This window comes from Vibrio rhodolitus, assembly GCF_003350325.1.
Lineage (GTDB): Bacteria > Pseudomonadota > Gammaproteobacteria > Enterobacterales > Vibrionaceae > Vibrio > Vibrio rhodolitus.
The window spans coordinates 21247-39995 of the sequence record NZ_QLYZ01000024.1; the positions used below are offsets into that span (position 1 = coordinate 21247).

At 46.6% G+C, this 18749-nt stretch carries 18 protein-coding genes; 5 read left to right on the forward strand and 13 right to left on the reverse strand.

Annotation, left to right across the window (positions count from 1 at the left end; all coding sequences use genetic code 11):
* Positions 1–561 precede the first annotated feature (561 nt).
* On the reverse strand, positions 562–1608 hold the full coding sequence (gene hemB, locus DPF93_RS18325) for a porphobilinogen synthase (RefSeq protein WP_114767509.1): 1047 nt from the start codon (positions 1606–1608) through the stop codon (positions 562–564).
* A gap of 148 nt (positions 1609–1756) precedes the next feature.
* On the opposite strand from hemB, the gene DPF93_RS18330 reads away from it, so the two are divergent.
* Entirely contained in the window at positions 1757–2518 is a 762-nt protein-coding gene (locus tag DPF93_RS18330) for a TatD family hydrolase (RefSeq protein WP_114767510.1), read from the forward strand.
* Positions 2519–2582: 64 nt separating this feature from the next.
* On the opposite strand, the gene tatC is transcribed toward DPF93_RS18330, so the two are convergent.
* From tatC to rmuC, 7 genes are all read right to left on the reverse strand, one after another.
* Positions 2583–3335 (reverse strand): twin-arginine translocase subunit TatC, encoded by a 753-nt coding sequence (gene tatC, locus DPF93_RS18335; protein ID WP_114767511.1) that lies wholly within the window; start codon positions 3333–3335, stop codon positions 2583–2585.
* A gap of 64 nt (positions 3336–3399) precedes the next feature.
* Positions 3400–3780 carry a Sec-independent protein translocase protein TatB gene (gene tatB, locus DPF93_RS18340; protein WP_114767512.1) on the reverse strand — a complete coding sequence of 127 codons (381 nt, stop codon included), beginning with the start codon at positions 3778–3780 and terminating at the stop codon, positions 3400–3402.
* A gap of 3 nt (positions 3781–3783) precedes the next feature.
* Positions 3784–4026 (reverse strand): Sec-independent protein translocase subunit TatA, encoded by a 243-nt coding sequence (gene tatA, locus DPF93_RS18345; protein ID WP_075647712.1) that lies wholly within the window; start codon positions 4024–4026, stop codon positions 3784–3786.
* Between the two features lie 51 nt (positions 4027–4077).
* Entirely contained in the window at positions 4078–5712 is a 1635-nt protein-coding gene (gene ubiB / locus DPF93_RS18350; protein ID WP_114767513.1) for a ubiquinone biosynthesis regulatory protein kinase UbiB, read from the reverse strand.
* Positions 5709–6314: a ubiquinone biosynthesis accessory factor UbiJ gene (locus DPF93_RS18355; RefSeq protein WP_114767514.1), complete on the reverse strand. Its 606-nt coding sequence runs from the start codon at positions 6312–6314 to the stop codon at positions 5709–5711. The genes ubiB and DPF93_RS18355 overlap by 4 nt, the downstream gene beginning before the upstream one ends.
* Positions 6315–6324: 10 nt before the next feature.
* Positions 6325–7107 (reverse strand): bifunctional demethylmenaquinone methyltransferase/2-methoxy-6-polyprenyl-1,4-benzoquinol methylase UbiE, encoded by a 783-nt coding sequence (gene ubiE / locus DPF93_RS18360; RefSeq protein WP_075647709.1) that lies wholly within the window; start codon positions 7105–7107, stop codon positions 6325–6327.
* 64 nt (positions 7108–7171) lie between these two features.
* Positions 7172–8722 carry a DNA recombination protein RmuC gene (gene rmuC / locus DPF93_RS18365; RefSeq protein WP_114767515.1) on the reverse strand — a complete coding sequence of 517 codons (1551 nt, stop codon included), beginning with the start codon at positions 8720–8722 and terminating at the stop codon, positions 7172–7174.
* Positions 8723–8884: 162 nt separating this feature from the next.
* Between rmuC and DPF93_RS18370 the strand changes: the two genes are divergently transcribed.
* Together DPF93_RS18370 and DPF93_RS18375 are read left to right on the forward strand one after the other, a co-directional pair.
* Positions 8885–9787, forward strand: a complete 903-nt coding sequence (locus DPF93_RS18370; RefSeq protein WP_075647707.1) for a DMT family transporter — start codon at positions 8885–8887, stop codon at positions 9785–9787.
* Between the two features lie 243 nt (positions 9788–10030).
* On the forward strand, positions 10031–13465 hold the full coding sequence (locus DPF93_RS18375) for a M66 family metalloprotease (RefSeq protein WP_114767516.1): 3435 nt from the start codon (positions 10031–10033) through the stop codon (positions 13463–13465).
* 65 nt (positions 13466–13530) lie between these two features.
* Here DPF93_RS18375 and DPF93_RS18380 read toward each other — a convergent pair whose 3' ends face one another.
* The 3 genes from DPF93_RS18380 to ftnA all read right to left on the reverse strand — a co-directional run bounded on the left by DPF93_RS18380 (position 13531) and on the right by ftnA (position 15802).
* A complete protein-coding gene (locus DPF93_RS18380; protein WP_114767517.1) occupies positions 13531–14718 on the reverse strand; it encodes a BaiN/RdsA family NAD(P)/FAD-dependent oxidoreductase in 1188 nt (395 codons plus the stop codon).
* A 162-nt stretch (positions 14719–14880) separates the two neighbouring features.
* Positions 14881–15204 (reverse strand): universal stress protein UspB, encoded by a 324-nt coding sequence (uspB, locus tag DPF93_RS18385; RefSeq protein WP_075647704.1) that lies wholly within the window; start codon positions 15202–15204, stop codon positions 14881–14883.
* Between the two features lie 70 nt (positions 15205–15274).
* A complete protein-coding gene (gene ftnA / locus DPF93_RS18390; protein ID WP_114767518.1) occupies positions 15275–15802 on the reverse strand; it encodes a non-heme ferritin in 528 nt (175 codons plus the stop codon).
* A 130-nt stretch (positions 15803–15932) separates the two neighbouring features.
* On the opposite strand from ftnA, the gene uspA reads away from it, so the two are divergent.
* Both uspA and DPF93_RS18400 read left to right on the forward strand, forming a co-directional pair.
* Positions 15933–16358, forward strand: a complete 426-nt coding sequence (gene uspA, locus DPF93_RS18395) for a universal stress protein UspA (protein WP_114767519.1) — start codon at positions 15933–15935, stop codon at positions 16356–16358.
* A 59-nt stretch (positions 16359–16417) separates the two neighbouring features.
* Entirely contained in the window at positions 16418–17296 is an 879-nt protein-coding gene (locus DPF93_RS18400) for a carboxylate/amino acid/amine transporter (protein ID WP_114767520.1), read from the forward strand.
* A 91-nt stretch (positions 17297–17387) separates the two neighbouring features.
* Here DPF93_RS18400 and DPF93_RS18405 read toward each other — a convergent pair whose 3' ends face one another.
* Positions 17388–17849, reverse strand: coding sequence for a hypothetical protein (locus DPF93_RS18405; protein ID WP_114767521.1), 462 nt, complete (start codon positions 17847–17849; stop codon positions 17388–17390).
* A 102-nt stretch (positions 17850–17951) separates the two neighbouring features.
* On the reverse strand, positions 17952–18731 hold the full coding sequence (locus DPF93_RS18410; RefSeq protein ID WP_114767522.1) for a class I SAM-dependent methyltransferase: 780 nt from the start codon (positions 18729–18731) through the stop codon (positions 17952–17954).
* Between the last annotated feature and the right edge of the window lie 18 nt (positions 18732–18749).

An 18749-nucleotide genomic window follows, 5' to 3' on the forward strand; every position in this document is an offset into this window, starting at 1 on the left:
CCGACGTTGACCAATGTCACATTTTTTTGAAATTAAAACATAACACTATGTATATTAAGAACAAAAAGAAAGATCAATCCTTTTTTCAGCGATCTAAAAACGATCCTTGACTGTGGAAAAGAGTGCTGGTGTCCTTTTGCTCAAAGGCAAATAAAAGAGATAAAAAAAGCGACATCTTTCGATGTCGCCTAGCGAAAAAAGGTCAAAGCTTTTCATGTGAGCCATGCCGCTTTGCCATAAAGCTATAAATTACACTGGAAGCAATGTGAGCAATGTCGTGTCAAAAAGAATTTGTGCAAGCCCGTTAAGTTCTGTCTCATCACTAAATCCAATCGGTTGAATCTGGTAACTCAACGTCCTTGTGAACTTTCCTCATTCCCTAAGACGAGATTAATAATAATGATTCTCATTTAACCAGTCAACACCTAAATGAGAAAAAATCTCATTTATTTTTTAAAGTCTAGTTAAGTTATTGTTTTAATTTAAAACAACTCGACTTCTCGCAAAGCAGTGGGCAATAAAAAAGGCCAGCATTGCTGACCTATTTATTAGCATTAATCTTTATTCGCCATCACGCAGATATTGAGCCGCTTTGCTGTTCTCTTCTGCCAGCCACTCCGCCACATCTTTCGCAAAGTAAGTCAAAATACCGTCCGCACCAGCGCGCTTGAAACATAGCAGTGATTCCAATATGGTCTCGCGCTCTTTCAGCCAACCATTTTGAATTGCAGCTTTGTGCATCGCATATTCGCCAGAAACTTGGTAGGCAAATGTCGGAACTTGTAGCTCTGATTTCACGCGACGAACCAGATCAAGATACGGCATACCTGGTTTCACCATCACCATATCGGCACCTTCGTTGATGTCCATTGCCACTTCATGCAAGGCTTCATCACTATTTGCCGGATCCATTTGGTAGTTCTTCTTATTACCACCTTTCAGGTTAGAGGCAGAACCGACCGCATCACGGAAAGGACCGTAGTAACTTGACGCATACTTAGCTGAGTAAGCCATGATTTGCGTGTTGATGTGACCAGCTTCTTCCAACGCTTCACGAATCGCACCAATTCGACCATCCATCATATCAGATGGCGCAACCACGTCTGCACCTGCTTCTGCATGTGATAGTGCCTGCTTGATCAACACCTCTGTAGTCTCATCATTCAGCACGTAACCTTCTTCATCGATGATCCCGTCTTGACCGTGAGTGGTGAACGGATCCAAGGCGATATCGGTTATCACACCAATTTCTGGCACATGTTCTTTAAGAGCACGAACGGTACGCTGAACCAAACCTTCAGGGTTATAGGCTTCTGCGGCACACAGGCTTTTCGCGTCTTGGTTAACTACTGGGAATAGAGCGATCGCTGGCACACCAAGTTGCGCTAGGTATTGCGCCTCTTCAAGCAGTAGATCAATCGACAAACGCTCAATACCCGGCATAGATTCCACTTGCTCACGACGATCTTTACCCATCAAAACAAACATTGGGTAGATCAGATCATTCACTGACAGTTGGTTTTCTGCCATAAGACGGCGGCTGAAATCATGTTTACGCATACGGCGCATACGACGCGCTGGGAATTGACCTTGGATGGAAACTGACACTCTATTCTCCTTCAATCTGGTGAAGTGCTTGCTCAGAATGATATCACTCTCACTTCAGCACGCTAGCGCCAAAAGCGAAAAATGCAAAAAATGACCTTGGCTTCACACTGCCGTATACTCATGCCATCAGTTATAGACGAGTACTACCATGATCGATACCCATGCGCATATTTACGCGAGCGAATTTGATAACGATCGCGATCAAGTGGTTGAGCGCGCGCTAGCTCAAGGCATTAGTAAGATTTTGCTACCGAATATTGACCTTGACTCTATCGAGCCGATGTTGGCAACCGAAGCCGCATACCCACAAATTTGCCGCTCAATGATGGGCTTACATCCATGCTATGTCGATGGCAATGTCGAGCAAACTCTCGCCACTATTCACAGCTGGTTTAGCAAACACCCCTTTATTGCCGTGGGTGAAATTGGTATCGATCTCTACTGGGACAAAACCTATAAGACCGAGCAAGAGCATGCGTTTGTCACTCAATTAAATTGGGCGAAAGAGATGCAATTGCCAGTGGTGATCCACACCCGTGATTCGATTGAAGAAACCTTAGCACTACTGGAAAAAGAACAAGACGGTTCACTGAGCGGCGTGTTCCACTGCTTTGGTGGCACAGTTGAAGAAGCCAAAGCGATCAATCAACTTGGCTTTCATTTAGGCTTAGGTGGCGTATCGACATTTAAAAATGGCGGTATGGATAAAGTTATCCCGCACCTTGATATGAACTATGTGATTCTTGAAACCGACTGCCCCTATCTCGCGCCAGTGCCTCATCGCGGTAAACGCAATGAGCCAGCTTATACCGAGCTAGTCGCGCAACGTGTTGCCGATTTACGCGAATTGACCTTAGCGCAAGTCGATAGCATTACGACCCAAAATGCCAAAACGCTATTTCGACTGTAAGTTATTTCGATGAGAAAGCGCTTATCGCAGGCAATAAAAAAGGTTGGCTTAGCCAACCTTTTTTCTATTCTTCTGTTTGTTCTTCTTCGCCTTCATCTTTGCGCACATAGAATCGCGCAAAGAACAGACCCACCTCAAACAGCAAACACATCGGGATGGCGAGTAAGGTTTGCGAAATCATATCTGGCGGCGTCAGTAGCATACCAACGATAAACGCAATAACGATGATATAAGGGCGCTTTTCACGCAGGCTGTCTGGGTCAGTCGCACCCGTCCAGCAAAGCAAAATAATCGCCACCGGAACTTCAAACGCAATACCGAAGGCTAAGAATAGCGCCAAGACAAAGTCGAGGTAACTCGAAATATCGGTGGCAAACTCTACGCCACCAAGCGAAATGGCAGTAAAGAAGCCAAACACCAGTGGGAATACCACAAAGTACGCAAACGCCACACCTGCATAGAACAAGAGTGAGCTTGAGAACATCAGCGGCATAATTAAACGACGCTCATGCTTGTACAATCCTGGCGCGACAAATGCCCAAACCTGATAAAGGATAAATGGCACCGCAACAAAGACCGAAGCGATTAAGGTCAATTTAAGTGGGGTAAAGAATGGCGATGCAACATCAGTTGCAATCATGGTCGCCCCTTCAGGCAACTTATCAACCAACGGCTTAGATACAAACTCATAGATGTCATTTGAGAAGTAAATTAAGCCAACAAAAACCACCAGCACAGCCAAGATTGCACGCAATAAGCGGTTTCTTAACTCAAGTAGATGGCTGATTAAAGGTTGTGTCTGCTCGACAGAGGACATATCAAACCTCATTCAAAAAGATCAAAAAGGAGCTACAGTTAGATTGCAGCTCCTCACGATGAGACTACTCGGCTTTCTTATCTGCAGAGGCAGTGCTTTCAGTCGATAGTGGCTTAGTTTCTGCCTCTACTTTACTGGTCTCTGTAGCCTTTGGGGCATAGGGACGCTGCACCTCTTGCGCCGCTTTTTTGAGTTCATCCACCGAAGACTTCAATTCCGGAGACAGATCATCCATCCCCATCTGTTCAGCTTTGCGAAGGTTCTCTTGCAGTTCTTGGATCTTGAGCTCGTGATTGATTTCATCTTTCACGTTGTTTGCCATACTTTTCGCAGATGAGATAAAGCGCGACACACTACGAATTGCGTGTGGCAAACGTTCAGGACCTAAAACTACGAGCGCGACGACAGATATTAATACCAGTTCCCAAAAACCGATATCAAACACGTGTTATGCCTGCTCTTTGTCTTTCTTAGTTTCAGCAGTCGCTTCAGTCTTCTGCTGCTCTAGATTTTTAGGTTCGAAGTCAGCGTCTTTCTTCTCTTGCTGAGCTTCCTCGTCACTCATTGCTTTCTTGAAGCCTTTTACTGCGCTACCCAAGTCACCACCGATGTTACGTAGTTTCTTTGTACCAAACAGCAAGATTACAATCACAGCAATAATAAGAAGTTGCCAAATACTAATACCACCCATTCTTTTTACCTCGGGTTCTATTAAACAAAAATTATCGTTAAAGTCTAACGCCTATCGGCGATAAGCTCGCCAACTGAACAACCAAAATGTGACACCTGCGATAGCGCTAGCTGTCGATAGTTGTTCGTAAGTGCTGTTAACCAATATTGCCGAGCATACGACTAATGTGGCACCAACACCAAATAAAAATTTACCGGTCGCCTGCTGGCGCTTCGAATCGCGGTAGCCTTGATAAAGCTGATCCATACGCTGATTCAGCGCTTTGCCTTGTCTGAGGCTGTCATAAAGCAGCTCTGGCAGCTCGGGTAATTTTTCTGCCCAAAACGGCGCGCGATCTTTCACCGCATTGATCACCGCTTGTGGACCGACTTGATTCATCATCCACGTTTCTAAGAAAGGTTTGGCTGTCGCCCACAAATCAAGTTGTGGGTAAAGCTGACGACCTAAGCCTTCTACATAGAGCAACGTTTTTTGCAGTAACACCAATTGCGGCTGCACTTCCATCTCAAATCGGCGCGCGGTGTTAAATAGATTCAACAACACATGACCAAATGAGATTTCACACAGTGGTTTAGCAAAAATGGGCTCACACACAATGCGAATCGCAAATTCAAACTCGTCGATATTGGTTTCACGTGGAACCCAACCTGATTCGACATGCAATTCCGCCACACGACGATAATCACGATTAAAGAAGGCTAAAAAGTTTTCTGCTAAGTAGCGTTTGTCATCACTATTTAACGTGCCGACAATGCCACAATCCAAACCAATCCACATCGGATTTTCTGGATGCTCAGGTTTAACGAATACGTTGCCTGGATGCATGTCTGCATGGAAAAAGCTGTCTCGGAATACTTGGGTAAAGAATACGCTCACACCACGCTCAGCCAATAACTTCATATTGGTGCCATTGGCTTCTAAGCCAGCGACGTCAGAAACCTGAATACCGTAGATGCGTTCCGATACCATCAAAGATTCGCTGCTAAAATCAGGGAATACTTCGGGAACGTACAGCTCTTCACTGCCTTCAAAGTTGCGGCGCAACTGAATCGCGTTTGCCGCCTCTCTTCTTAAGTCTAGTTCATCAAGCAGAGTCTTCTCATACTCGCGAACCACCTCTACCGGTTTTAAACGACGTGCTTCAGGCAGCGCCCTCGCGACTATACGCGCCATGCGATACATCAGTTTTAGATCTGCATCAATCACAGGGCGAATATCCGGTCGGATCACCTTTAAAACGACTTCTTCGCCACTCTCTTTTAGACGAGCGGTATGCACTTGAGCAATCGAGGCAGACGCCAGCGGCTTGATATCGAAGTCGGTAAACCAGTTTTCCAGCGGACCACCAAGTGCCTGCTCCATCTGCTGCTTAGCCAGTTCACCATCAAACGGCGACACTTGGTCTTGCAACAGCGCGAGTGGATCGGCAATGTGCGGTGGAAACAGATCACGTCGAGTCGACATCATCTGACCAAACTTAATCCATACCGGACCCAGCTCTTGCAGCGCAAGGCGTAGACGATCACCCAGCTCTTTGTCTGTGTGTTGGTTCTTAAGCCAAAACAACCCTTTACGAGCCAATAATGGCGCTTTGGTCAGCTGATGATTGGGCAGTAATTCATCCAACCCGTATTCGAGTTGGACTTTGATGATGCGGTATAGGCGACGAAGTTCAGACGGCGTCATACTCGCTCCAACAGTTGATTCAGTTTCGCTTCCAAACGTGCTGCTTGGCTTTTGACATCATCCACTTGGTCACAGAAATACGCCACTTCAAGTGGTGCTGGCGTGAGCTTCCACTCTTCAGTGATCACCTGACCAAGGTGGTTTTGATGCTTACTCGCTTGCGCTTTAACAAACTGACCGACTTGAGTCGCACCTTTGACTAAGGTATGCGCGACCACATCGCCGGTCACGCGCGATAACCACTCTTCGATATCGGGTTTGCAATCGGTCATCAACTGCGAGAACTTCTGCGCCAGTTGAATATCACCTTCTAAAATCAGCTTATCTTGCTTGATCAGTTTGGTGATATTAGCTTGCTCACGCAGCTCTGGTAATACCGATAAATTGAGCGATAAGTAACAATCAGGCTGTCCTTCATAGTGAGCCAACACATCAATTTGTTGGCTAAAGACAAATGTCAGCGTCTTGTTGAGCTCTTTAAGATGAACTTGAATCACTTGCCCTTTTAGGCGAGCAAGACGACGACCCAAGTCTGGGTCATCTTTAATTAGGGTGTTGAGCGTCGTTTCAATAACGGCGGTCACTAATGGTTCGAATGGCATAACAACCCTTTTAGAACTTGTAACCGCGGTGCAATGCAACAATACCGCCAGTTAGGTTGTAGTAACTGGTTTGCTCAAAGCCAGCGTCATCCATCATGCCTTTCAAGGTTTCTTGATCAGGGTGCATGCGAATCGATTCTGCAAGGTAACGGTAGCTTTCTGCATCATTTGCCACTAGCTCGCCCATTTTAGGCAGTAAGTGGAATGAGTACGCATCGTACACTTTAGATAGAGGGTCAATAATTGGCTTAGAAAACTCAAGTACCAACAGACGACCACCAGGCTTAAGCACACGGAACATAGAGCGTAGTGCTTTATCTTTGTCCGTCACGTTACGCAGGCAGAAGCTAATGGTGATCACATCAAAGTAATCATCAGGGAATGGCAATTCTTCTGCGTTCGCTTGTACATAATGCACATTACCCACTACGCCGATATCACGCAGCTTATCACGACCCACATTAAGCATTGAGTTGTTAATGTCAGCCAACACGACATGACCTTTGTCACCAACAATGCGTGAGAATTTAGCGGTTAAGTCACCAGTACCACCACCAAGGTCAAGTACACGTTGACCCGGACGAGCGCCACTGCAATCAATCGTGAAGCGCTTCCACAAACGATGCACACCACCAGACATTAAGTCGTTCATAATGTCGTACTTTGCTGCTACCGAGTGGAATACTTGAGCCACTTTAGCGACTTTCTCTTCTTTAGCTACGGTAGTGAAACCAAAGTGGGTGGTTTCTGCTGTTTCTAATGCTGTATTTGACTGCACGCTTGTATCCGTCATTGTGATTCCTCTTCGAGCAGCTCAATAAAACTCTTCATACGTCATAGGTCTGAGCTGCGGTCGATTAGTTTACTTTATCCTCAGCCGGATGTCTTTCTAACTGCGGTGGATTTTCCGCCAAATATTCATTTTCTGACACATCTTGTCCATGCGCGAGTTCTGCAATACTTGGCGAGATTGGGCGTTTCACTTCCACCCCTAGCTGTTTAAAGCTTTCCGCTTGGCGAATCACGTTACCTCGACCAGTGGCTAACTTATTCATCGCACCTTGGTAACTCTGGTTTGCTTTGTCTAGCGCACCGCCCAAGCCTTCCATATCTTCAACAAACAAACGCAGCTTGTCGTACAGCTTACTCGCACGCTCAGCGATAATCTGCGCGTTCTGATTCTGCCTGTCATTGCGCCACAAGTTATCAATTGTTCTTAGCGCCACCAGCAAAGTGGTCGGGCTGACTAAGATAATATTGTGCTCCATGGCATCTTTAACCAAACTCGGATCCGCTTGAATCGCCACTTGGAACGCCGGCTCAACCGGAATAAACATCAACACATAATCAAGACTGCGGATGCCTTTAAGTTGATGATAATCCTTCTGGCTCAGCCCTTTAATGTGATTACGCAGCGCAAGTAAGTGGTCACTTAGTGCACGCTCACGATCGTGATCGCTTTGTGCATTAAAGTAACGCTCATACGCCACCAGCACCATTTTCGAGTCAATCACCACTTGTTTATCTTGCGGTAAATGTACGATCACATCTGGCTGATAACGTTTACCAGCTTCATTTTGCAAGCTAACCTGAGTTTGATACTCGTGCCCTTCACGCAAACCCGACTCAGCCAACACGCGCGCTAGCACCACCTCACCCCAGTTGCCTTGCTGTTTATTGTCACCTTTCAGTGCTTGAGTCAGATTGACTGCTTCGCGAGTCATCTGCTCGTTTAAGCGTTGCAGGTTTTTTAGCTCATGCACTAAGGTATGACGCTCTTTGGCTTCCAGGTTAAAGCTGTCATTCACTTGGCGTTTAAACCCTTCCAACTGCTCTTTGAGTGGACCAAGTAAACCTTCCAAGCTTTGTCGATTTTGCTGATCAACTTTGGCAGTTTTAGTTTCAAACAGCTGATTGGCTAAATGCTCAAATTGTTGCTTTAGACGCTCTTCAGCTTTTTCCAACAGTTGCAGTTTCTCTTGGCTAGCCAATTGCGCTTGTTGATGACGCGCTTCTTGTTCACGCAATTGCGCTTCCAGTTGTGATTTTTGCTCACGCACTTGAGTCAGATCATCGGCATATTGCTGACGCTCCTGCTTTACCGCCTCGAAATAGCGTAGCTTTTCCATCACCGCCATCAATTTGCCGTGCGACTGTTTGAGTTCGTATGCGGCTTTATCGCGATCTTCATCCAGCTCATCAAGCTCTTGTTGCGCTTCACTAAGCGACTGTTTTAACTGACTGATCTGTGAGTCTGCCAATTGCTGATTGGATTCTAATTGCTGTTCGAGCAGTTGGCTTTCTAAGCTTAATTTTTGCTTTACCCACCAACCGACTGCCACTCCGCTGATTGCGGCGCCACCAAGGGCACTAAATAACACGCTTTGGTTCTCGATAATCCATTGCATAATAAGGCGTTAACTCTTTTCTATTGCTTGCAAATAATGGTATTTCACCACTGGATAAATGTCCAGTTTGTCGGTTAGATAATCAACAGATACACTTAGCTCCCCGTACACTGTGCGAATGGTTCGCTAGGTGCGTTTTTGCTTGCTATATGAAGGAACACTATGAACGAGCGCCGCGCGTTGGGGTTTGGTTTGTCTGCAGTTTTGCTCTGGTCGACAGTAGCCACCGCATTTAAGCTAACTCTGGCTGAATTTACTCCTATCCAAATGCTGACAATCGCCAGCATTGTTTCTGCTCTGGTTTTGATTGTTATTTGTGGCGTACAAGGAAAGCTTGCTTCCCTCTCTGCCGTTTTCCTCTCCAATCCTTGGTACTACTTACTACTGGGTTTAATCAACCCATTGGCTTACTACATCATTTTATTTAAGGCTTATGATTTGCTCCCAGCATCGCAAGCACAAGCGATCAACTACAGCTGGGCGATCACTTTGACCTTAATGGCAGCCGTCTTTCTTGGTCAGCAGATCCGCAAGCAAGATTGGATCGCATGTGTGCTGAGCTATTTTGGTGTGGTGGTGATTGCCACTAAAGGCGACATTCTCGGGCTCAATTTTGAAAGCCCACTTGGAGTGGGATTAGCGCTGCTTTCAACCCTGCTTTGGGCTGGCTACTGGATTCTAAATACCAAAAATAAAGCCGATCCTGTGGTGGGTGTATTGCTCGGCTTTTTAGTCGCTATCCCGTTTGCGATTGGTCTGAGTATTTGGGAGGGTGCCAACTGGAGCCAAATCACCCCTTCGGGCTGGTTAGCTGTGACCTACGTGGGTCTATTTGAAATGGGCATCACTTTTGTATTGTGGCTAAGCGCATTAAAACTGACGCAAAACACCGCGCGTATTAGCAACCTGATTTTTGCCTCACCGTTTATCTCGCTGATCCTACTCGCGACCGTGATTGGCGAGAGCATCCACCCAACCACCTTAATTGGTTTGGTGCTGATTATTGCTGGCCTCGTGATTCAGCAGCTGAAATTTAAAGCTAAATTAGCCACCAGCGCAGAATAAAAGCGACCTTCTAAAAGCCACCTTCGGGTGGCTTTTTTCCTACCGACTGCTATATCAATCAAGATAAATTACACATCAAACCAACAACTTAGCGGTCAAATTGGCAGCAGAGTCCAAGTTTCAAGTTTTGTTTTGGCATTAAGATCTAGCATTTATCATCATTTTGAGCCGCTGGTTAACATCCCAATCATAATCCCCGCGAATCTATTCAACGCATTTATCAATAATAATAAGGAATAATGCATGAGACTTTCGCAACTCTCACTTTTGATCGGCGGTGTTCTTGCCAGCTCACACATAGCGGCAGAGACACTTAACCTGTCGCAACTGAGTGCCCAAGTGCAACAACAGCTGTTTGCGATGCAGCAACTGGCAACGGATGACAGCAACATTGTCGTTCACCAAGATGGTCGCCGCTTCTTACAATACCAAGGCAAGCAGTATTGGGTAAACCATGAGAACTTCCCGAAGTTCCCACTCAACGATGCTGGCGGTGAATACTCGACCGCTTTTCCTTTTGTCGACAGTAACTGGGAATACATCGCCTACAATGGTGGTTTCTACTTGATGCATCGTGAACTTGGCGTAATGAACGCTAACGACATCGGCTGCTACGTGGAATATCTCCCTGCAAGCCGTGGTTCACAGCTCGAAGACGGCAGTTACATCACTGAATCCGACATGATTCTGCGCACCGTTATGTCTGACTGTGGTGAGCTGGCAATACCAAACCTTGAGTCATTCAAAATTGGTTCTTTGTCTGATATTGGCGTTGAACTAACTTGGGATGAACATCACCCGGGCAATGACTATGTCATCGATCTTACAGCACGACCAGCCAACAGCTCACCGATTGTTTACCGCTACCGCACCAACGAGCCAGGTCTCTATATCAGTGATTTAGAGCCAAACACCCGCTACGAAGTTGAGATTGAAGCGTGTAATGATTTGGGTTGTGCTAAACAACAATTGAGCTTTACGACTTTAGCTGAGCGTCTCGCCTACAACGATAGCCGCACAGCAGTAAACCACCTTTCAGGCTCACTGCGTGCGCACATTAACTTTACCCAAACCCACACCAGCGTGATGCCAAACGGCAACGATGAACTCAATCACCCTAACCTAGTGATGGATCGTGCAGCGCTGCTATTAGTGACACCAAATCAACCATTGATTCAACAGATGTGGGTAGAGGTTGAACTGGATGGCATTAGCCAAGGTCGCTTTGCGCTGCTACCGCCGAGTGCCCTAGCCGATACAGACCAACCTGATAACGGTCGCAGCAAAGTGGTCTTCTCGAAATACGCTTGGAGCCTACCGCTGCAATGGGATTGGATGAAACCGGGATTGTCGCTTAAGTTCAGTGACAACCGTGGTCGTGAAGGCGTACTAGCGCAAAATGATTTAGTGTTCGCTGGCGCGCCCGAAATGGTGATTCAGAACATCGATATCGGTATGTTGGTCGAACCGCGCGATCAGTACGAAATGATCGACCGTATGCCTGAACTGGCGACAGACTACTTCCAAAAAATTCCGGTATCCAAACTGGTCATGGCAGACTACACACCGCTGCACCTACGCAAAGTTACGCTACCCAATGGCAAGGTTTACACTAGAGCCAGCGAATACGACAACCCTGGGGTTTACGCTGGTGACATGCGTGAATACATTGGTAAACGTCTGATTTCAATGGGCATCAATAATGCGAACTTCGGCATCGTTGACACCGCCGGTGGTAGCGCACACTGGGCTCGTCCATTTAGCCATATTACTGCGCACAACAACCGCGGACGCTACCTCGCCGAAGATGAAGATGGCAACATCACCTCAAGTGTTATCCACCATGGTTTAAGTGGTGGCGGCGGTATGGTGACCTTAAGTGGTACCCGTGGTAACGAATGGTCTCACGAGCTGGGTCACAACTACGGTCGTGGTCACCATCCGAAAAACGCCTCAATCCACGATATGGAATCTGGCTGGGGTTGGGATGCGCGCTATAACCGCTTTATCGGCAACCTACACTGGTCTGATGCAGCGCAAACCGTGACCAATACCAATAGTGGCGAGAGCGTTGAACCCTTTGCTGATCAATTCCGCTTTATGCGCGAAGCAATGGGTGGCGGTGAAAGTGCACGTACTGGCTTGATCAGTCACTACACCTTAGAGCACCCAATTGCCGCTCGCGTAACGCAAAACTGGTTTAACGGTGCGAGCAACGTCGATACCAATAGCGCTACGGGCTACTCAGCGTGGGATCAAGAGACTCAACGTTACGTCGAATCTGCAACCAATCAACGCGCAGTTAGTGAGAAAGGCGTACCGGTGATCACCGTACTCGGTATCTACGACCCAACTGAAGCGAATCCAAGCCAGATCTACCCACTGATCTACTCAAACTACGGCAACCTGTTTGAGTTGCCAGAGCCAAGCAACATCCCAGTACAACGTGAAGGTTGGGTCGCTGCCGATACTATTACTGCCGAAGATCGCCTCAACACCGAATGGCAAACCATCAAAGTGGACAATCAGTGGTTGCCACTGTGTCAGTTTAGCTACACCAGCCAAGGCGGTACGCAAGCTAACTTTATTGGCTATGAAGAGGGTGAGCAGTGCCGTGTAACCAGCGAAATGGTTTGGCATATTGATGGTCAAACAGAAGTGCCGGTCTCTGAATCGCTACAATACCAACTGCTAGCAAGCAAAGGCGAACTGGTCGGCAATATTACTTACACACCAACCCCTGAACTAGGTGAAATGACGTTGTGTAGTCTCAACAAGCCAGGTACCGGTCACGATGGTGCGGGCTTCCTTGCGGACAACAAGTGTAAGCAAATTGATGGCATGAAACACAGCAATGGCGCGCTTTGGGCTTACGCAACTCACCAAGGTGGCATTGACCAATACCAAGTGGAATCACAGAAGCAGTGTCAGCTAGTGGTTGAAAACCAAGATGGATCGGTCGATAAAATTGCACTGCATGGCAAACGCTACAGCAGCGGTGAGAGCAACAAGTTCCACCTCAATTTACCAGCGGAACGTCATCCAGAGCGCATCAGTATTGAATGTTCTGGCGCAGAAGGCAGCACAGCTATTCTCGATACAGTACTGACGCCACGTAACCCGGCAGCAGACGAGTTAGTCGGTCCGGTGATTGTGGGACAAGAAAACGGTTACCAAGATTTTGATGTCGACATGCCGAGCGGTTGGATGGCTCATAACGAGCAATTTAATCCTGAGGAACTTACGGCAAATCAACGCAGCTACTTGGCAACCATGCGCTTAGGCGAGAAATCTGAGTATGTGTGTCGCTTCCCAATGACGATCAATGGCAACGAAAAACTGTTGCATGGTTACGTTGAATCATTCGGCAACGGTGACTACCAATGTACTGGCGGCAGTGACATTACGGTGCGTGATAACCAAGGTGAACGTGAGATGGTTTCAGAACTTAACCAGTTTGAATGGCTGTCACTGCATGACCGCAGCCAAGTGGGTGCACCCGTGATTGCTTCACCACAGTCTAATGCCACTTTGTGTAGCCTAACTAAAGGCGGTGAGTGGTACGGGGTTGGCTTCGTCAATGCCGGTGGTCAATGTGTACAAGAGCCTGAAGTTTACTGGTCTAATGGCAACCAATGGATTTTCTCTAGTGGTTACGCCGTACATCAATACCGCTAATCACATTTAAAACCAACAACAAAGGGCGCCTCGGCGCCCTTTGATTTAAGAAAATAACTTAACGATTAAGCGTGCTGCCCAGCAACAAAGCCAGAGCTCCAGCACCATTGGAAGTTATAACCACCCAACCAGCCAGTCACATCCATCACTTCCCCAATAAAGAACAAGCCCTTCACTTGCTTACACTCCATGCTTTTCGAAGAGAGATGATCGGTATCAACCCCACCTAAAGTCACTTCTGCGGTGCGGTAGCCTTCTGTGCCATTTGGGGCAATCTGCCAATTCTCTAAGTATTCAGTGACCTGCTTAAGCTGCTTTTCATTAAATTGTTTCAGCGGTTTGTCTTCCAGCTCTTTACGCTCAATCATTACTTCGACCAAACGCTTTGGCAGCACTTTCGCCAGCGTATTTTTCAGGCTCTGATTTGGGTGCTTCTCTCTTGATGCGGTAAGCAATTGATCTACGTCTGCTTCTGGCACTAGGTTGATAGTCACTTGCTGACCTGCTTTCCAGAAGGAAGAGATTTGCAACACCGCAGGACCTGATAAACCGCGATGAGTAAATAGCAGCGCCTCTTTAAATACCGTGCCATCTTGGGCGGTAATTTCAGCCGGAATCGCGATACCTGACAGCATTTCGAAATCTTCTTTATCTTGCTTATGCAGAGTAAACGGCACTAAGCCTGCGGTAGTTGGCACCACTGGCAAACCAAACTGCTCGGCAATCTTGTAGCCAAATGGGGTTGCGCCCAATTTTGGCATCGACAAACCTCCGGTTGCCACGACCAATGACTGACACTCAATCTGATTGGTATTGGTATGCAAACTAAAGCCTTGCTCGGTTTGCTCTATCTGATGAATATCTTGCTGGTAGCGCAACTGAACTTTGGCATTCTGACACTCATCAAGCAGCATGCTGACGATTTGCTTCGCTGAATCGAGACAGAACAACTGACCATGATCGCGCTCTTCAAACTCAATCCCATATTTGCTCACCATTGAGATGAAATCCCAGTTGGTGTATTGCGACAGAGCTGATTTAACAAAGTGGGGGTTGCGGCAAAGGTAGTTGTTCGCACTGACATCATAGTTAGTGAAGTTGCAGCGACCACCACCGGAAATAAGAATCTTACGCCCTGGCTTTTTCGCATGATCAAGCACCAATACTTTGCGCCCACGCTTGCCTGCCTCAGCAGCACACATTAATCCAGCGGCACCAGCACCGATAATGACGACGTCAAACTTCTCACTCATGATGACTTACTCAAACAACTTTAAACGCAATAAAAAAGGATGTGCAAATTTTGCACATCCTTGCTAATCGAGGCGCTATTCTAGCGATTCTTTTTCTGATTGCCAATTAATCAACCCAAGTCGACAACTTGTTAGCTAGCCTATCAATCAGAACTTCTGGGGTCAGAGAATAAAGGCAGCCAGCAGCGTAACACCGATCAAAGCCATCGTCAGAATGAAGAGTTCTCTGACTCGAGCGCACTTAGAAGTAAAGACCGGGTCATGGTGATGGTGATACTCTTTCGTCTTGAGATAAGAGTAGAGCTTGAATTGCTTGCTCACATTGCCATGGGTGGTAAAGAAGCCACCGCCATCGACCTGTTGATAAAGCAAAGGATGAGCTTCTCGCATCACATAAATAAGTGAACGCAACGCGGTCAAATACCTAGCTAGATTCACTAGAGTAACCAACATAAGTACGAATAGAATGGTGTCTGCACTGATCATCTTTCCTCCCTACACCTTCTATACATGCCCGAAGAAAAGACGATCCGATTAGAGGGTCTTTGGCTGTTAACTAAGCAGCCGGGGCATCCATGATAGAAGATGAACCTTCTTTTGCTAAAGCTGCCAGATCTTTATCGATGAAGAACAGTGCTTTACCATCTTCACCAACAAGCTCCAGCTTATCTAATATCCCTTTAAATAACTTCTCTTCCTCGTGCTGCTCAGCAACGTACCACTGTAAGAAGTTGAATGTTGAGTAGTCTTGTGAAGTAAACGCTAGATGAGCCAATTTGTTGATTTTTTCAGTAATCATTTGCTCATGCTCATAGGTTTCACGGAATACGTGACCAAGGCTCTCAAACTGGTGCTGAGGCGCTTCTATCGCCCCTAGAATCGGCATTGCACCGGTTTCACTCACGTAAGTGAACAAACGCTGCATGTGCTCCATCTCTTCTACGGCGTGAGCGCGTAAAAATTCAGCCGCGCCATCGAATCCTTTATCTTCACACCAAGCACTCATTTGTAAGTATAGATTGGATGAAAAAAATTCGAGGTTAATTTGTTCATTCAATTGATCAACCATTGCCTGTGACAGCATGTTCAACTCCTAATATTCTTGCAAGTAACTAAACTATAACACGATCCTTAAAGAGATATGAGATCGCTCTAGCATAATTCTTAGCCGACCAATGCTAACCTAAATTCAAAGTCCTAGAGGAGATAGCATTATGAGTTATCAACATATTTTAGTTGCAATCGACCTGTCTGAAGACAGCAAACACTTAGTGGAAAAAGCTGTCTCTTTAGCAAAACCGCTTAACGCCGACGTCTCTTTTATTCATATTGATGTTAATTATGCTGAGTTGTATACCGGGCTAATCGATATCAACATGGCAGAAACGCAACACAAAGCTATCGAGGCATCGCAGCAACAGTTGCAACAACTCGCCGACAACGCGGGCTACCCAATTAAGCATACCTTGGTAGGCAGCGGCGATCTGGGTAACGAGTTGTGTGAAAACATTGGCGAATACAAAGTCGACTTAGTGGTGTGTGGTCACCACCAAGATTTTTGGAGCAAACTACTTTCGTCAACTCGTCAGCTAATAAATTGTACCCCGGTCGATTTGTTGGTTGTACCACTTAAGGATTGATCGCACTGCGAATTAATCTCGTTTAGACTGACGGCTGGTATTGTTCATGGGTATAGATTATGGGTTATCTATCAGCCGTCACCTTGTTGTGGGCATTTTCATTTAGCTTGATTGGTGTTTACCTTGCCGGTCAGGTCGATTCTTGGTTTTCAGTATTTATGCGCGTGGCATTAGCCAGCGTGGTGTTTTTACCCTTTATTAAATTTAAAGGTGTAAGCAAATCACTGATCAGCAAGCTAATGGTCGTCGGTGGCTTCCAGCTTGGCTTAATGTACTGCTTCTATTACCAATCTTTCCTACTCCTTTCTGTACCAGAAGTACTGCTTTTCACCGTCTTTACGCCAATTTACGTCACACTAATATACGATTTGCTTAAAAAGCGCTTCTCACCTTGGTACTTAGTCACGGCAGCAATCGCGGTTGCGGGTGCGGCAGTGATTAAGTTTGCAGGCATTAATGAGAACTTTCTACTGGGCTTTTTGGTGGTACAAGGCGCCAACCTTTGCTTTGCCATCGGTCAGGTCGGTTACAAGTACATTATGGAAACCGAACAAGTGGAACTGCCACAGCACGCGGTATTTGGTTACTTCTATCTCGGGGCTCTAGTCGTCGCTACTATCGCCTTTGCCCTGATGGGGAATGTAGATAAGCTACCAACCACTAACACCCAATGGGGCATTCTGATTTATCTTGGTTTGATTGCGTCAGGTCTTGGGTACTTTGCCTGGAATAAAGGGGCAACCATGGTTAACGCGGGTGCTCTGGCGGTAATGAATAATGCGCTGGTGCCTGCGGGACTTATCGTTAATATCGTGATCTGGAACCGTGATGTCGACTTGCTGCGCTTAGGGATTGGCGGTGCGATCATCATGCTGTCTTTATGGGTCAATGAGACCTGGGTAAAGCGTCGCGTCGCGCGTGATTACGCTTCTGCTTAACAGCTTACCTGCCATAAATGCCAATAGCCCGTGATAAGCGGGCTATTTTGTTTAGATTGAGTATTAGCGGAATTTATTCGTGTATCGCTTGTTAGTGCATAGCTTGCGGATTCACTGACGGCACACTGCTAATCGTAAGCTGATTGAGGCTCATATTGGTCTTGTTAAACTGCGCTTCCAGCTTGCGCTGTTTACGCAGCAGTTTTTGCTGCTTATTGACCGTCTTATTCAGCTTCTTGAAATACTTCTTCTGCTGTTTGGCTTGTTTCTTCGCTTGTTTCAGCTGGGATTTGCTCAACAAGGTTTCGCTTTGCTCGGCTTGAGCGCCCAGTGGGATCTCTGTCTGCGCAGGTAAACCACTTTGCGTCTGCATGGCTAGAGAGGCTTCCGGGTTAACCGCTTGCAGCGCCATCGGTTTGCACAGCAAATCTTTATCTTGCGAAGCTCGTGCACAAGTGCTGCACAAATATTTAGGCGCACTAACGATACGTTGAATATCACTTAGCTGCTCAGCAATATCGTGACGATTCAATTTACACAAGCGCTTACTCATACAACAACCTCAGCAAGAATAAGAATTATTATTACTAAGATATACATGTAGTACGCTTTTATCGCAAGCGCAAAGTGTATCGAGATGGTACAGAAGTGACAATTAGCTCATTGATGCCTTAACATAGACATCAAAGCGATTCTTCTTAGTTTCAATTGCCATGCTTGGCTTGTGATTATCCAGCCACTCAGCATAGTCCGGACGCTTCACCACCACACGCTTGGTTGCCAATGCTAGTGCAGGCTGCAATAGCGCGTCAGCGTCATTATCCGCGCCGACTAGCGATTGGAATACGCGCATCTCTTTTTTCACTAAAGCACTTTTCTTTTTGTTTTCTGGATGGGGATACATTGGGTCTAGGTAAACCACATCTGGCGCAACAAACGCAGGATCACTCGCCAGATCGCTCAATGCACTGTGGCTTGAAGCATGCAGCAGTGACATGCGCTCAGAAACCCATTCACCTATTTCTGCATCTTGCTTCGCTCGCGCTAGACCATCATCGAGTAGCGCAGCAACAACCGAATGACGCTCGACCATTTGCACTTTACAACCAAGGGATGCAAGGACAAATGCGTCACGTCCTAGCCCCGCCGTTCCATCAAGCACGGTTGGTGTAGCGCCTTTATTTAAACCTGCTGCTTTTGCGATTGCCTGCCCTTTACCGCCACCAAATTTACGACGATGTGCCACCGCACCGGAAACCAAATCGACATAAATCGCACCCAGTTTAGGCTCATCTAGCTTACGCAGTTCAAGTCGTTGCTCGGTCAACACTAAAGCAAACACGCTCTGCTCATCATGTTGTAACCCCCAACGAGCAGCTATTTCATTGAGACGTTCGGTTTGTGTTAGATCTTCACACACAAGTTGTAGTTGCAAAAGCGTGCTCCATTAAAG